14 protein-coding genes are annotated in these 15,688 nt (G+C 67.3%); 5 read left to right on the forward strand and 9 right to left on the reverse strand.

Annotated elements, in window-relative coordinates; genetic code table 11:
• Positions 1-30 precede the first annotated feature (30 nt).
• From F3I62_RS08285 to mreB, 9 genes are all read right to left on the reverse strand, one after another.
• Positions 31-237: a hypothetical protein gene (locus F3I62_RS08285; RefSeq protein WP_160489166.1), complete on the reverse strand. Its 207-nt coding sequence runs from the start codon at positions 235-237 to the stop codon at positions 31-33.
• Positions 237-1,694 carry a metalloprotease TldD gene (tldD, locus tag F3I62_RS08290; protein ID WP_160489167.1) on the reverse strand — a complete coding sequence of 486 codons (1,458 nt, stop codon included), beginning with the start codon at positions 1,692-1,694 and terminating at the stop codon, positions 237-239. Before tldD ends, F3I62_RS08285 begins: the two co-directional genes overlap by 1 nt.
• On the reverse strand, positions 1,691-2,545 hold the full coding sequence (locus tag F3I62_RS08295) for a carbon-nitrogen hydrolase family protein (protein ID WP_160489168.1): 855 nt from the start codon (positions 2,543-2,545) through the stop codon (positions 1,691-1,693). The genes tldD and F3I62_RS08295 overlap by 4 nt, the downstream gene beginning before the upstream one ends.
• Before the next feature lie 82 nt (positions 2,546-2,627).
• On the reverse strand, positions 2,628-6,458 hold the full coding sequence (locus tag F3I62_RS08300; protein ID WP_160489169.1) for a YhdP family protein: 3,831 nt from the start codon (positions 6,456-6,458) through the stop codon (positions 2,628-2,630).
• 30 nt (positions 6,459-6,488) lie between these two features.
• Positions 6,489-7,946: a ribonuclease G gene (rng, locus tag F3I62_RS08305; protein ID WP_160489170.1), complete on the reverse strand. Its 1,458-nt coding sequence runs from the start codon at positions 7,944-7,946 to the stop codon at positions 6,489-6,491.
• A gap of 60 nt (positions 7,947-8,006) precedes the next feature.
• The gene (locus F3I62_RS08310; protein ID WP_160489171.1) at positions 8,007-8,606 is read right to left on the reverse strand and encodes a nucleoside triphosphate pyrophosphatase; all 600 of its coding nucleotides are present in this window, start codon (positions 8,604-8,606) and stop codon (positions 8,007-8,009) included.
• A gap of 56 nt (positions 8,607-8,662) precedes the next feature.
• Complete coding sequence (mreD, locus tag F3I62_RS08315) at positions 8,663-9,151, reverse strand: rod shape-determining protein MreD (protein WP_160489172.1); 489 nt, start codon at positions 9,149-9,151, stop codon at positions 8,663-8,665.
• Entirely contained in the window at positions 9,151-10,080 is a 930-nt protein-coding gene (mreC, locus tag F3I62_RS08320; RefSeq protein WP_372240096.1) for a rod shape-determining protein MreC, read from the reverse strand. The genes mreD and mreC overlap by 1 nt, the downstream gene beginning before the upstream one ends.
• 139 nt (positions 10,081-10,219) lie before the next feature.
• The gene (mreB, locus tag F3I62_RS08325; protein ID WP_160082072.1) at positions 10,220-11,260 is read right to left on the reverse strand and encodes a rod shape-determining protein MreB; all 1,041 of its coding nucleotides are present in this window, start codon (positions 11,258-11,260) and stop codon (positions 10,220-10,222) included.
• A gap of 219 nt (positions 11,261-11,479) precedes the next feature.
• Between mreB and gatC the strand changes: the two genes are divergently transcribed.
• From gatC to F3I62_RS08350, 5 genes are all read left to right on the forward strand, one after another.
• Positions 11,480-11,767 carry an Asp-tRNA(Asn)/Glu-tRNA(Gln) amidotransferase subunit GatC gene (gene gatC / locus F3I62_RS08330; RefSeq protein WP_160489173.1) on the forward strand — a complete coding sequence of 96 codons (288 nt, stop codon included), beginning with the start codon at positions 11,480-11,482 and terminating at the stop codon, positions 11,765-11,767.
• A 16-nt stretch (positions 11,768-11,783) separates the two neighbouring features.
• A complete protein-coding gene (gatA, locus tag F3I62_RS08335; protein ID WP_160489174.1) occupies positions 11,784-13,235 on the forward strand; it encodes an Asp-tRNA(Asn)/Glu-tRNA(Gln) amidotransferase subunit GatA in 1,452 nt (483 codons plus the stop codon).
• Between the two features lie 11 nt (positions 13,236-13,246).
• On the forward strand, positions 13,247-14,695 hold the full coding sequence (gatB, locus tag F3I62_RS08340) for an Asp-tRNA(Asn)/Glu-tRNA(Gln) amidotransferase subunit GatB (RefSeq protein ID WP_160489175.1): 1,449 nt from the start codon (positions 13,247-13,249) through the stop codon (positions 14,693-14,695).
• A gap of 145 nt (positions 14,696-14,840) precedes the next feature.
• Positions 14,841-15,212 (forward strand): septal ring lytic transglycosylase RlpA family protein, encoded by a 372-nt coding sequence (locus F3I62_RS08345; RefSeq protein WP_160489176.1) that lies wholly within the window; start codon positions 14,841-14,843, stop codon positions 15,210-15,212.
• Between the two features lie 28 nt (positions 15,213-15,240).
• Entirely contained in the window at positions 15,241-15,618 is a 378-nt protein-coding gene (locus F3I62_RS08350) for a carboxymuconolactone decarboxylase family protein (protein ID WP_160489177.1), read from the forward strand.
• The last annotated feature ends 70 nt before the right edge of the window (positions 15,619-15,688 follow it).

A 15,688-nucleotide genomic window follows, 5' to 3' on the forward strand; every position in this document is an offset into this window, starting at 1 on the left:
GAAGCAGCGCCTCGCTCAATCCGCCTCCACTCAACCCGGCAACCCGCTGCTGCGGCTGCCCAGCCAGATGATCAACGGCACCACCCAGGCCAGCGTGAACGCCAAGCCAACCAGCGCCACCAAGCCTTCATTCCAGCGCCGCGGCTCGATGCGTCCACCCGACAGCACCCGCAACAGCCAATAACCCTGGCCGTACAGCAGCACCTCGACCAGGGCGTGAAACAGGGCCTCCCCCATCAGCCGCCGGTGCCGCCCACGGTGATCGCATCGATCTTCAGGGTCGGCTGGCCGACGCCCACCGGCACCGACTGGCCGTCCTTGCCGCAGGTGCCGACGCCGCTGTCCAGGGCCAGGTCGTTGCCGACCATCGACACCCGGCTCATCGCCTCCGGGCCGTTGCCGATCAGCGTGGCGCCCTTGACCGGGGCGGTGATCCTGCCGTTCTCGATCAGGTAGGCCTCGCTGGTGGAGAAGACGAACTTGCCGCTGGTGATATCCACCTGGCCACCGCCCAGGTTGGCGCAGTAGATGCCGTTCTTAACCGAGCGGATGATCTCTTCCGGATCGCTCTCGCCGGCCAACATGTAGGTGTTGGTCATGCGCGGCATCGGCAGGTGCGCATAGGACTCGCGGCGGCCGTTCCCGGTCGGCGCCACGCCCATCAGGCGCGCGTTCAGCTTGTCCTGCATGTAGCCCTTGAGCACGCCGTTCTCGATCAGCGTGGTGCAATGGCTCGGCGTGCCTTCGTCGTCGACGCTGAGCGAACCGCGGCGCCCGGCCAGGGTGCCGTCGTCGACTATGGTGCACAGGCTGGAGGCGACTTGCTCGCCGACCCGGCCGCTGTAGGCCGAACTGCCCTTGCGGTTGAAGTCGCCTTCCAGGCCGTGGCCGACCGCCTCGTGCAGCAGCACGCCGGACCAGCCCGGGCCCAGCACCACCGGCAGGGTGCCGGCCGGTGCCGGCTGCGCCTCGAGGTTGACCAGGGCCTGGCGCAGCGCCTCGCGGGCATAACCCATGGCGCGCTCCTCGCCGAGGCTGCCCGGTTCCAGGAAGAAGCGGTAGTCGGTACGCCCGCCACCGCCCTGGCCGCCACGCTCGCGGCGGCCGTTGTGCTCGACGATCACGCTGACGTTGAAGCGCACCAGCGGGCGGATATCGGCGCCCAGGCTGCCATCGCTGGCGGCCACCAGGATGCGGTCCCAGACCCCGGCCAGGCTCACGGTGACCTGCTTGATGCGCGGATCGAGGGCACGCGTGGCAACATCGATGCGCTTGAGCAGCTCGACCTTGGCCGAGCGATCGAGCACCTCCAGGGGATTGTCCGGGGCATACAGCGCGGTTGCCGGCGGGCTGCTGAACGCCTGCACGCTGCCGTGCTGGCCGGCCCGGGAGATCGAGCGGGCGGCCTGGGCGGCCTGGCCCAGCGCCGTGGCGGTGATCGCGTTGCTGTAGGCGAAGCCGGTCTTCTCGCCGGACTGGGCGCGCACGCCAACGCCCTGGTCGAGGTTGAAGCTGCCTTCCTTGACGATGCCGTCCTCCAGCACCCAGGTCTCGGAAATCTGGCTCTGGAAGTACAGGTCGGCCGCATCAATGCCCGGCCCGGCCAGATCGCCGAGGATCGCCGGCAACTGCTCGATGCTGAGGCCGCCGGGGGCCAGCAGGTGTTCGCTGACCGCTAACAACAGGTTGCTCATAACTTCTCCGTAGGCGCCGGCCCTGGAACGGCCGGTGCAAAAAATCGTCGGTGGCTGGCCACCGGCATGCGCTGGCGGATCGCCGCCTGCTCGGCGCTGTCGCGCGCGCCCAGCAGCACCGCCTCACCGCTCGGCTGTTCGGCCTGCACGCGCCCCCAGGGGTCGATGATCGCCGAGTGGCCGAAGGTCTCGCGCCCGCCCGGGTGCCCCCCGCCCTGCCCCGCAGCCAGCACATAGCACTGGGTCTCGATGGCACGCGCGCGCACCAGCACCTGCCAGTGCGCCGCGCCGGTCACCGCGGTAAAGGCCGCCGGCGCCGTGATCAACTCGGCCCCGGCCGCGCGCAGCCCGCTGTACAGCTCGGGGAACCGCAGGTCGTAGCACACCGTCAGCCCCAGGCGGCCCACCGGGGTCTCGGCGACCACCACCCGGCTGCCGAAGGCGTAGTCGTCCGACTCGCGGTAACGCCCGCGGCTGTCCGCCACGTCCACATCGAACAGGTGCAGCTTGTCGTAGCGGGCCACGCGCTGGCCATGCTCGTCGAACAGCAGCGAACAGGCATGTGCCTTGGCATCCGCCTGGCCATCGGGCGGCAGTGGAATGGTGCCGGCCACTATCCATAGCCCGAGGTCGCGCGCGGTCCGTTGCAACCAGGGCAGGATCGGTCCCTCACCGCTGGCTTCGGCACGGCCGAGCGCGGCCAGGTCGCGACGCCCCATGGCGGCAAAGTTTTCCGGCAACACGGCAAGGCGCGCGCCATTGGCGGCCGCCTGCTCGAGCAGACGGTGGGCGGTGGCGAGGTTGGCCAGCACATCATCCTGGCTGACCATCTGAATCACGGCAAACGACATAAAAACTACCGACTGGGTGATGACTGCATGCTACCCCATGTCGGCCTGCCTGGCCGCAGAACCTGCTCGGGTTCTGCGCGGTTCAGCGGGCCTTCTCGAAGGGTTTGTCGAACGTAATGCTCGGGTTCTGCCACGCCCCCTTGACGCTGTACTGCACGCTGGCGAAGCGGGCCACCCGATCGCCCAGCAGCTTGTCGACGACGAACAACGCGCCGCCGATTGCCGGCGCGCCGACGATCAGCGCCGCCAGCGGCAGGTTGTTGGTCACCGGCAGGGTCACCAGCAGCTTGGCGTCGATCTGGTCGTGGGCCATGTCCAGGGTGCCGTTGAGCTCCAGGCCGGTGGACGGCCCTTCCATCTTGATCGGCTTCTGGGTGAGGAACACTCCGTCCTTGGCCACCAGCAGGCCCTTGACCCGGTCGTAGCTGAGGCCCTTGCCGAGCAGGTCGGAGAAGTCCAGGCGCAGGCGCCGGCCGATCGAGTTGAAGTTGAGCAGGCCGAACACCCGTAACGCCGAGGCCGAACCCTGCACCTCGACGAACTGGCCCTTGCGCAGGCTGGCGTCCAGGCTGCCACTGAAGCGCTTGAGACTCATCCAGGCCGGCGAGCCCGGGGTACGCCCGTCGATATCCACCCGGAAGCGCTCGCTGGTGGCCGTCGGCGCGAAGTTCCAGGCCAGCAGCACATCGGCCAGGTTCTCGCCCTCGATGCGGCCCTTGTACCAGGTGCTGCTGGCCCCCGGCGCGCCTTCCCAGCCGGCATTGCCGCCGACCTGCAGGCCCTTGAGCTGTAGCGACAGCTGGTTGAACGCCACCCCCTGCGCCGTCGGCCGGGCCTGGAGTGACCAGGCGCCGAGCAGCTGCTCACCCTGCAGGACCCGCTCGATGCGCAGGTCCAGCGGCGGAATCTGCCGGGGATCGACGGCCGCCAGGCTGTCGGGCTTGTTCGGGTCGACCGGCTCGTTGGGCTTGCTCGGCGGGAAACTCAGGCGCTGCAGATTGACCTGGATCGGTGCGCCCTGGGCATCGGGCAAGCCGATGCGGCCCTGCAGCAGGTCGCTGTCGAGGTGCAATGCCCAGGCCTGCTCGGCGCGCGTCAGCTGCGCCTGCAGGTTGTCGAGCTGCAGGCCGAAGCCGGTAAAGCGCTCGATCTGTACATTGGCCCCGCGGAACGCCTGCACGCCGCTCGGGTTGCCCGGCCCGCCCAGGTAGCGCTTGCCCACCGCCTGCCAGGCACCCCAGTCGAGCGCACTGAGCCGCCCGTTGACGCGCAGGCCGGGGTCGCCCGGCAAGCTGGCGGCGCCGCCGCCCAGGCGCAGTTCGCCACGGCCCTGCAACAGCTGCCCCGGCGCGGCGGCAAAGGCCAGGCTGGCCAGCTCGGCGTAATCGAACCAGTAGCGCCGCTCGTTGCCCTGCAAGGTCATGCGCCAAGTCGCCGAGCCGCTGTCCGCCGCCGCCTTGCCGAAGGGCGCCGGCAGATCCACGGCCAGCCCCTTGAGGTCGGAACTGACGCGCAGCTGGCTGTCGCTGCCATCCAGGGTCAGGCGCAGGGCGTAGGGCAGCTCGCCGCTGAGCGGCAGCGCCTGGGTCACGCCCAGCCAGCCGCTCAGGGTCGGCAGCGGCACCCGGCCATTGGCCTCGATGCGCGTACGCTGCTGGCCGCGCGAGCCTTCGGCGACGGCCCGGCCGCGTACCGTCTGGCCGAACACCTGGGCGCGGATATCCGGGGCGCTGAGGCCGCTCGCCGTACTGAAGCGGAATGCGCCCTTGAGCCGGGTCAGTTCGAGAGACGGATTGCTCAGCTTCAGCGTGGCGCCTTCGGTGGCGAAATCCACCTGCACCTGCGGCGGCTGGCCCTGGGCCAGGGGGATATCGAGCTTCAGCTGGCCGCTCAGCGGCCCCTCCCCGCGCCAGCCGGCGAAGGTCGCCGCCGTACCCAGCGGCGCCTCCTGGAGGATCTTCAAGGCGTCCACCAGGCTGCTCTGCACCTGCCCCTGCAGCGCCAGCCGCGGTGCGCTGCCCGGCCTGGCCTGGGGAATCTCGACGCTGACCCGTTCGACCCGGCTATCCAGCAGACGCCCCTCGGGTACCCGCACGCGCACGCCGCTGTCTTCGATCAGCACCTCGCCGCGCGCCTCGCGCAGCGCCGGCCAGCCCGGCTGGAAGGCCAGTTCGGCAGCATGCACGCGGAAATACAGGCTGAGGCTGCGGGCCGCGGCGTCGGCCCCCTTGAGCAGCGAGCCCTGGTACTGGAAATAGCCTTGGTCGACCTTGCCGGCGCGGATGGCAGTGTTCAGCCACTCGCTGAGTTTGGGGCTCATGCCCGGGGAGCGGGTGGGCAGGTACTTGCCGGTAAACTGCGCATCACCATCACGCAGCCCCACGCGCAAGTCCATGTAGTCCTCTTCGAGCGGATCCTTGCGCAGGCGCACGAGGAAATCACCGGCGATCTTGCCCTCCTCGCCCTCTACCCGCAGGTATGGGCTGCGCAGGGTCAGGCCGGCGTCGTCGTAGTGCCAGAGCAGTTGCGCGCCGGCCGTGCCGTAGCGCCACATGGCGGGAAACAACTGATCGAAGTGCAGGCCGAAGTTCTCGCTGGCCAGGCGCCCCTCGCCATCGCTGAGGTTGCCGCTGACGCTGCCGCTGGCGTTCTCCACGGCGGGGATGCCATGCCAGGGGCTGATGCCGACCTGGCTCAGGTTGGCCGAGTACTGCAGGCGCTGAGCATCGCTCAACTGCGGGCGAAAGGCCACCTGCAGGTTGTTCAGGATGCCCCTCGGCTGCAGGGCATGCAGGGCCTCGGCCGCCTGTTCCGGCAGCGGCGCCAGGGCGCCGACCACCTGGGCCAGCGGCCCCAGGTCGAGGCGATCGGCGCTCAGCGACCAGAGTTCCTCGTGCCCCTCGCTGGCGTTCTGCCGGCGCAGGGCCAGCTGCACCTCGCCCCAGCGGGTCTCGTCCAGGGTCAGGGCCAACGGGTCGAGCAGCAGGTCGAAGCCGCTCGGCGTGCGCTCGTAGAACGCGCTCAACAGCAGATCCTGCAATTTCAGCGACTTGCGCTCGGCATAGCCGCCGGCCAGTTCCGGCGCATGCAGGCGCGCCACCGCGCGCTGCACCTGGCCGTCCCGCCAGGCGAGCCAGAACTCGCCGCCGGCCTTGAGTTTTTCCAGGCGCCAGGCGCGGCTCAGCCCCGCCGGCAGCCAGCGCGCCCAGTCGCTTTGCGGCAGACTGAGGTAGACATCGGCCTGGCTGGCACGCCAGTCCGGCACCTGCAGACGGGTATCCAGGCGCAGGGCCAGCGGCTGGCCGTCGGGCAGCAGCAGGCGGGCATCGATGCGCTGGCGGCCCAGCCCGTTGCGCAAGGTCAGGTTGGCATAGGTGAAGCTCAGGGGTTTCTGCGCGAAGGGTTCCAGGGTGAACTGGCTGTCCAGCAGGGAAATCGTCGCCACCCGCTGCAGGCCTTGCAGCAGTTGCTGCGGCTCGACCGGAGTGGGCTTTTCGCGGGCGGGCAGGCCCTCCACCCGCCAGGCGCCGGCCTCGTCCTGGCGCAGGCTCAGCTGCAGGCCTTCGAGCTCCAGGTTGGCAATGCGCAGCTGCCGGGCCAGCAGGCTGCCGAGCACGTCCGGCTGCACCCGCACCTGGTCCAGGCGTACCCGGCCGGCGCCGGCGCCCAGCTGCACATCGTGCAGCAGCAGCAAGGGGGCCATGCCGCGCCAGCGCCCTTCCAGGCTGCCGAGGCTCAGCGGCATGCCCAGTGCGGCCTGTGCCTTACCTTGCACCTCGTCGCGGTATTCGGCCACCAGCGGCACCAGCTCGCGGCCCAGGCTGACATACAGCGCGGCCAGCACCAGGCCCAGGGCGCACAGCCCGAGAGCGCTGCGCAGCAGGGCAACCAACAGACGCGCCAGCCGATTCATGCCGCTAGATCCACCCTGTTCCCCGGCATGTCAGAGCAGCACCACATCGTACTGTTCCTGCGAATACATGCTTTCCACCTGGAACTTGATGGTGCGACCGATGAAGGCCTCCAGGTCGGCGACATTGCCCGACTCCTCGTCGAGCAGGCAGTCGACCACCTGCTGGCTGGCCAGCACGCGGTAGCCCTCGGCCTGATAGGCGCGAGCCTCGCGGAGGATCTCGCGGAAGATCTCGTAGCAGATGGTTTCCGGGGTCTTCAGCTTGCCGCGGCCCTGGCAGCAGCTGCAGGGCTCGCACAGCACCTGTTCGAGGCTCTCGCGGGTGCGCTTGCGGGTCATCTGCACCAGGCCCAGCTCGGTGATGCCGATGATGTTGGTCTTGGCGTGGTCGCGCTCCAGCTGCTTCTCCAGGGTGCGCAACACCTGGCGCTGGTGTTCCTCGTCTTCCATGTCGATGAAGTCGATGATGATGATCCCGCCGATGTTGCGCAGGCGCAGCTGGCGGGCAATCGCGGTGGCGGCCTCGAGGTTGGTCTTGAAGATGGTCTCTTCGAGGGTGCGGTGGCCGACGAAGGCCCCGGTGTTGACGTCGATGGTGGTCATCGCCTCGGCCGGGTCGACCACCAGGTAGCCGCCGGACTTGAGCGGCACCTTGCGCTCCAGGGCCTTCTGGATCTCGTCCTCGACCCCGTACAGGTCGAAGATCGGCCGCTCGCCCGGGTAATGTTCCAGGCGGTCGGAGATTTCCGGCATCAGCTCGGCGACGAACTGGGTGATCTTCTGGAAGGTTTCCCGCGAGTCGATGCGGATCTTCTCGATCTTCGGGTTGACCAGGTCGCGCAGGGTGCGCAGCGCCAGGGACAGGTCCTCGTAGATCACCGAGGGCGTCTTGGCACTCTGCATCTGCCCGGCGATCTGCCCCCACAGGCGGCGCAGGTAGCGGATGTCGGCGAGGATCTCGTCGGCCCCGGCCCCCTCCGCCGCAGTCCTGAGGATAAAGCCACCGGACTCCTCGATGCCTTCGGCAGCCACGCAATCGGCGACCACCTGCTTGAGGCGCTCGCGCTCGGCCTCTTCCTCGATCTTCAGCGAGATGCCGACATGGCTAGTGCGAGGCATGTACACCAGGTACCGCGAAGGGATCGACAGGTGGGTGGTCAGCCGCGCGCCCTTGCTGCCGATCGGGTCCTTGGTCACCTGCACGATCAGGCTCTGCCCTTCGTGCACCAGGGCGCTGATGCTTTCCACCGCACTGCCTTCGCGGGTGGAGATTTCCGCGGCATGGATGAACGCGGCACGGTCCAGGCCGATATCGACGAAGGCCGCCTGCATGCCCGGCAGCACCCGGACCACCTTGCCCTTGTAGATGTTGCCGACGATGCCGCGGCGCTGGGTGCGCTCGACATGCACTTCCTGCAGCACACCGTTTTCCACCACCGCCACGCGCGACTCCATCGGCGTGATGTTGATCAGGATCTCTTCGCTCATGCATCCCACTCTGCGCGATGAAGCTGCCGGTCCTGAACCGCGGGCCGAAGCGGCAGCCTCTTAACTGTTGACCGGCACTGTCTGCCAGCACGGAATTGCGAATTCGTTGAGCATCTGTGCAGTTTCGCACAAGGGCAAGCCGACCACCGCCGAGTAACTGCCCTGCAGCTGGCTGACGAACACCGCCGCCAGGCCCTGGATGCCATAGCTGCCCGCCTTGTCGCAGGGCTCGCCCGTGGCCCAGTAGGCCTCGGCCTCACCGGGACGCAACGGGCGGAAGGTCACGCGACTAGTCACCACCTGCACCGCGCTGCGCGAACGGCTGGCCAGCGCCACGGCCGTCAGCACCTGATGCTCGCGCCCGGACAGGGCGGCCAGCATCGCCAGGGCCTCGCTGCGATCCTGCGGCTTGCCGAGGATCTGACCGTCGAGCACCACGGCGGTGTCGGCACCCAGTACTACAGCATCGGTGTTATCGGCCAGGCTGGCCAGCCCCGCGCGCGCTTTCTCCAGCGCCAGGCGCTCTACATAGCCATGCGCCGGCTCAGCGGGCAATGCACTTTCATCGATGGCGGCGCCAAGCGTGACGAAGGGCACACCAATTTGCGCCAGCAACTCGCGCCGGCGGGGGGAACCGGAGGCCAGGTAGAGCGAGGCCATGCAGACTTCTCCCTGTCGAGGAATGGCGGCTGCCGGCGCACCGGCCGGCAACCGGTTCAATAAACGCGGAAGCGTTGCTGCAGCCAGCGCAGGGTGGCGAACACCCAGGGCCAGAGCAAGGCGCTGACCAGCGCCGGGAAGACGAACTCGAGGGTCGGCTGGCGGTTGCCGGTCAGGGCGTTGAGCCACAGGTGCACCAGCTGGGCCAGGCCGAAGACCACCAGCAGCACCAGGCTCTGCTGCCACATGGGAAACATGCGCAGGCGCCGCTGCAGCGACAGCACGAGGAACACGATCAGGGTCAGGACCAGGGCATTGAGCCCCAGCAGCGAGCCGTTCAGCACATCCGCCAGCAAGCCGAAGACCCAGGCCGAGACCATGCCCAGGCGGTGCGGCACGGTCAGCGCCCAGTAGGACAGGAACAAGGCCAGCCACAGCGGCCGGCCGATTTCCATGAACTTGAGCATGGGCGCCACGCTGAACAGCAGGGCGAACGCCAGGCTGACCCAGATCACCCAGCCATTGGCGGAACGTGCAGCCACCATCAGTCGTTCTCCTCGGTCGCCGGTGCAGGCGCGGCGGCCTCGGCCGGCATCTGCGCGGGGGGCTGCGCCGCGGCCGGCGCCGCTTGCGCGGCAGCGGGCTGGCCATCGGCCTCCTGTTGGGCCTCGGCGGCATCGGTGGCGCGCTCCTCGGCCGTACGCCGGTCGACATCCACCAGCAGCATGTGGCGACTGCGGTTCAGCGCGGCGGTCGGCACGGCCCGCACTATGGCGAACGGCTGACCGGAGTCGTGGATCACCTCGTTGACCATGGCCACCGGGTAGCCGGCCGGAAAACGCTGGCCCATGCCCGAGCTGACCAGCAGATCGCCGACCTTGATATCGGCGGTATCGGCGACATGGCGCAGCTCCAGGCGCTCCGGATTGCCGGTGCCGCTGGCGATGGCGCGCAGGCCGTTGCGATTGACCTGTACCGGGATGCTGTGGCTGGTGTCGGTGAGCAGCAGCACGCGGGCCGCGTAGGGCATCACCTCGACCACCTGGCCCATCAGGCCGCGGGCATCGAGCACCGGCTGGCCGACGAAGGCGCCGTCTTTCTCGCCCTTGTCGATCAGGATGCGGTGGGTGAAGGGGTTGGGGTCGACGCCGATCAGCTCGGTGGCGATCACCTTGTCGTCGACCAGCGCGGAGGAGTTGAGCAGCTCGCGCAGGCGCACGTTCTGCTCGGTCAGCGCCGCCAGCTTCTGCACGCGGCTCTGCAGCATGAGCATTTCCGCCTTGAGCTTCTCGTTCTCGGCGGCCAGTTCGTTGCGGCTGCTCAGCTCCTGGGTCGCCGCCTCCCACAGGGTCAGCGGCAGGCGCCCTACCCAGTAGACCGGCTCGACCAGCAGGCCCATCTGCGTACGCAGCGGCTTGAACACGGTGAAGCGCGCATCCACCACCATCAGCACGGCCGACAGCACGACCAGCACCAGCAGTCGTACGCCCAGCGATGGCCCCTTGGCAAATAGCGGTTTGATGGCAGCTCCCCTTTGAACAGACCCTTAACCGAAACCTAGAAAACAGAAAGCCGGAAGTACGAACCTCCGGCTTCGGTTTAACCCATCAGGATCATTCCGAGGAGAGCAGATCCATGGAGTGGCGATCCATCATTTCCAGCGCACGGCCACCGCCACGCGCCACGCAGGTCAGCGGGTCTTCGGCGACGATCACCGGCAGGCCGGTTTCCTGCGACAGCAGTTTGTCCAGGTCGCGCAGCAGCGCGCCACCGCCGGTCAGCACCAGGCCGCGCTCGGCGATGTCGGAGGCCAGCTCCGGCGGCGACTGCTCCAGGGCGCTCTTGACCGCCTGGACGATGGTCGCCAGGGATTCCTGCAGCGCTTCCAGCACTTCGTTGGAGTTCAGGGTGAAGCTGCGCGGTACGCCTTCGGCCAGGTTACGGCCACGCACGTCGACTTCGCGCACTTCGCCACCGGCGTAGGCGGTGCCGATTTCCTGCTTGATCCGCTCGGCGGTGGATTCGCCGATCAGCGAACCGTAGTTGCGGCGCACGTAGGTGATGATGGCTTCGTCGAAACGGTCGCCGCCGACCCGCACGGATTCGGCATAGACCACGCCGTTCAGCGAGATCAGCGCGATTTCGGTGGTGCCACCGCCGATATCGACGACCATCGAGCCACGGGCTTCTTCGACCGGCAGGCCGGCACCGATGGCGGCGGCCATCGGCTCTTCGATCAGGAACACTTCGCGGGCACCGGCACCCAGGGCCGATTCGCGGATGGCACGGCGCTCGACCTGGGTCGACTTGCACGGCACGCAGATCAGCACGCGCGGCGACGGCTGCAGGAAGCTGTTTTCGTGAACCTTGTTGATGAAGTACTGCAGCATCTTCTCGCAGACGCTGAAGTCGGCGATCACGCCGTCCTTCATCGGACGAATGGCGGAAATGTTGCCCGGGGTACGGCCGAGCATGCGCTTGGCTTCGGTGCCGACGGCGACCACGCTCTTCTGGTTGTTGGCGCTGGTACGGATGGCAACCACGGACGGCTCGTTCAGGACGATGCCGCGCTCGCGCACATAAATCAGGGTATTGGCAGTGCCCAGGTCGATCGACAGATCGCTGGAAAACATGCCACGCAGTTTCTTGAACATGGGGGGATAACCCTAGACAGAGCGTGGTGAAAACGCTGGGTAAAAAAGTGCGGCAAACTCTATCAACGACCAGCCTTTTGGGCAAGGCGCGTGATGTGCTAAATTGCCAGCTTTTCCGGGCTTTACGGCCCACAATTCGCGGCTTTCGACCGCAGCACGCGGTATCCGTTCCCCGCCCGTATTTCGTCCGGCCACCCGGCCCGCTCTTGGAGAATCCCGATGGCGCTTGAACGCTCCGACGTGGAAAAGATCGCCCATCTCGCCCGCCTGGGCCTAAATGAGGCGGATATTCCGCGAACCACCGAGACCCTCAACAACATTCTCGGCCTGATCGACGCCATGCAGGCGGTCGATACCGACGGCATCGAGCCGCTGGCCCACCCGCTGGAAACCACCCAGCGCCTGCGTGCCGATCGGGTCACCGAGCAGAATCGGCGCGATGCCTACCAGGCCATCGCCCCGGCCGTCGAGAACGGCCTGTACCTCGTGCCGAAAGTCATCGAATAAAAGGAAAGGGTTCCCCATGCATCAACTGACCCTCGCCGAGATCGCCCAAGGCCTCGCCGGCAAGCAATTCTCCGCCGAAGAGCTGACCCGCAGCCTGCTGGCGCGCATCCAGCAACTCGATCCGCAGCTCAACAGCTTCATCACCGTCACCGAAGACCTGGCGCTGGAACAGGCCAAGGCCGCCGACGCCCGCCGTGCCGCCGGCGAAAACGCTGCCCTGCTCGGCGCACCGATCGCCCACAAGGACCTGTTCTGCACCCAGGATGTGCTGACCAGCTGCGGCTCGAAGATCCTCACCGGCTTCAAGGCCCCCTACAACGCCACCGTGGTGGAGAAACTCGCCAGCGCCGGCGCCGTGACCCTGGGCAAGCTGAACATGGACGAGTTCGCCATGGGCTCGGCCAACGAATCCAGCCACTACGGCCCGGTGAAGAACCCCTGGGATCTGACCCGCGTACCGGGCGGCTCCTCCGGCGGTTCCGCAGCCGCTGTCGCTGCGCGTCTGGTTCCGGCGGCCACCGGCACCGACACCGGCGGCTCGATCCGTCAGCCGGCCGCGCTGACCAACCTCACCGGGATCAAGCCGACCTACGGGCGCGTCTCGCGCTGGGGCATGATCGCCTACGCCTCCAGCCTCGACCAAGGCGGCCCGCTGGCCCGCAACGCCGAGGACTGCGCATTGATGCTGCAGGCCATGGCCGGTTTCGACGCCAAGGACTCGACCTGCGTCGATGCGCCGGTGGACGACTACCTGGCCGCCCTGCAGCAGCCGCTCGCCGGCCTGCGCATCGGCCTGCCGAAGGAGTACTTCGGTGCCGGCCTCGATAGCCGCATCGCCGACAAGGTGCTGGCGGTGGTCCAGGAGCTGAAAAAGCTCGGTGCCACGGTCAAAGAGATCAGCCTGCCGAACATGCAGCACGCGATTCCCGCCTACTACGTGATCGCCCCGGCCGAGGCCAGCTCCAACCTGTCGCGCTTCGACGGCGTGCGTTTCGGCTATCGCTGCGAGAACCCGGTCAACCTCGAAGACCTGTACAAGCGCTCCCGTGGCGAAGGCTTCGGCGCGGAAGTCAAACGCCGCATCATGGTCGGCACCTACGCCCTGTCCGCCGGCTACTACGACGCCTACTACCTGAAGGCGCAGAAGATCCGCCGCCTGATCAAGAACGACTTCGTCGCTGCATTCAATGACGTCGACCTGATCCTCGGCCCGACCACGCCGAACCTGGCCTGGAAGATCGGCGCGAAGAACAACGACCCGGTCGCCGAGTACCTGGAAGACATCTACACCATCACCGCCAACCTGGCCGGCATCCCCGGCCTGTCCATGCCCGCCGGCTTCGTCGATGGCCTGCCGGTTGGCGTGCAACTGCTTGCGCCCTACTTCCAGGAAGGTCGCCTGCTGAATGTCGCCCATCAGTACCAACAGGTCACTGACTGGCACAAACAAGCACCGACCGGTTTCTGAGGACAGTAAATATGCAATGGGAAACCGTGATCGGGCTGGAAATCCACGCCCAGCTCAGCACCCAATCGAAGATCTTCTCGGCCAGCGCCACCACCTTCGGCGCCGAGCCCAACACCCAGGCCAGCCTGATCGACCTCGGCATGCCCGGCACCCTGCCGGTGCTGAATGCCGAGGCCGTACGCATGGCCTGCAAGTTCGGCCTGGCGATCGACGCGCACATCGCGCCGAGCAACGTCTTCGCCCGCAAGAACTACTTCTACCCGGACCTGCCCAAGGGCTACCAGACCAGCCAGATGGACCACCCCATCGTCGGCAAGGGCTTCCTCGACATCACCCTGGAAGACGGTACCACCAAGCGCATCGGCATCACCCGCGCGCACCTGGAAGAAGACGCCGGCAAGAGCCTGCACGAAGACTTCCACGGCATGAGCGGCATCGACCTCAACCGCGCCGGCACCCCGCTGCTGGAGATCGTTTCCGAGCCGGACATCCGTTCGGCCAAGGAAGCGGTGGCCTACGTCAAGGCGATCCATGCCCTGGTGCGCTACCTGGGCATCTGCGACGGCAACATGGCCGAAGGCTCGCTGCGCTGCGACTGCAACGTCTCGGTCCGGCCCAAGGGCCAGGCCGAGTTCGGCACCCGCGCCGAGATCAAGAACGTCAACTCCTTCCGCTTCATCGAGAAGGCGATCAACCATGAGGTTCAGCGGCAGATCGAGCTGATCGAGGACGGCGGCAAGGTGGTGCAGGAAACCCGCCTGTACGACCCGAACAAGGACCAGACCCGTTCCATGCGCAGCAAGGAGGAAGCCAACGACTACCGTTACTTCCCCTGCCCGGACCTGCTGCCGGTAGTGATCGAGCAGAGCTTCCTCGACGAAGTGCGCGCCAGCCTGCCGGAACTGCCGGTACAGAAGCGCGAGCGCTTCGAGGCGCAGTTCGGCCTGTCCGCCTACGACGCCAGCGTACTGGCCGCCAGCCGCGAACTGGCCGACTACTTCGAGGCGGTCAACGGCGTGTGCGGCGACGCCAAGCTGGCCGCCAACTGGGTGATGGGCGAGCTGTCCAGCCTGCTCAACAAGGACAACCTGGAAATCGACCAGTCGCCGGTCTCCGCCGAACAGCTGGGCGGCATGATCCTGCGCATCAAGGACAACACCATCAGCGGCAAGATCGCCAAGATGGTGTTCGAGGCCCTGGCCGCCGGTGAAGGCGCCAGCGCCGATGAGGTGATCGAGAAGAAAGGTCTCAAGCAGGTTACCGACTCCGGCGCCATCGAGTCGATGCTCGACGAAGTGCTGGCGGCCAACGCCGAGCAGGTCGAACAGTACCGCGCCAGCGACGAAGCCAAGCGCGGCAAGATGTTCGGCTTCTTCGTCGGCCAGGCTATGAAGGCCTCGAAAGGCAAGGCCAACCCCGGCCAGGTCAACGAGCTGCTGAAGAAGAAGCTTGAAGGCTGAGGTCTCACCGCAGTGAACACGACGCCGGGCTTGCCCGGCGTCGTGTTATCCGTAGGGTGGATGGCCACCCCGTGGAAAACCGCGCAGCGTTTTCCACCAAGTCCGGTGAATGTGCTGCGCGACATCCACCCTACGCGGAGTTCGCATGCTTAGAAGCCTTCTGCTCACCAGCCTGATCCTGCTACTTGCCGGCTGCGCCAGCCAGGGCGTGGTCGACCCGCAGGGTTACCGCGCCGAAGGCCAGGCCTCCTGGTATGGCGCCAGGCACCACGGGCGCAAGACCGCCAGCGGCGAGCGCTTCGACCAGAACGCGCTGACCGCCGCGCACCGCGAACTACCGTTCGGCACCCGCGTGCAGGTCACCAACCTGAGCAACAACAAGCGCGTGATCGTGCGTATCAACGACCGCGGGCCAAGCTCGCGCAAGCGCCTGATCGACCTGTCCCGCCAGGCCGCCGAGCAGCTCGACATGCTGCGCGCCGGCGTGGCACCGGTACGCGTCGAAGCCCTCGAATAACGTAACTATTTCCCCAAGGAGAACCCGCATGAGCGAAGAGAAGAAAAGCGGCCTGCAGGTGCGCCGCGAAGTGATGGGCGACGCCTTCGTCGACCGCGCCCTGGGCAATGCCACCGAATTCAGCCAGCCACTGCAGGACTTCGTCAACGAGCACGCCTGGGGCGGCGTGTGGAACCGCGAAGGCCTGGACCGCAAGACCCGCAGCCTGATCACCCTGGCCGCACTGACCGCGCTGAAATGCCCGCAGGAGCTCAAAGGCCATGTACGCGGCGCACTGAACAACGGCTGCACGGTGGAGGAAATCCGCGAAGCCCTGCTGCACTGCGCGGTGTACGCCGGCGTACCGGCGGCCATCGACGCCTTCCGCGCCGCCCAGGAAGTCATCGATGCCTGGCAGGCGCCGTAGGTTGGGTTGAGGAGCACAGCTACGAAGCCCAACGAGCAGAAACCGTTGGGCTTCGCTGCGCTCAACCGCA

The organism is Pseudomonas sp. R-28-1W-6 (assembly GCF_009799925.1).
Lineage (GTDB): Bacteria > Pseudomonadota > Gammaproteobacteria > Pseudomonadales > Pseudomonadaceae > Aquipseudomonas.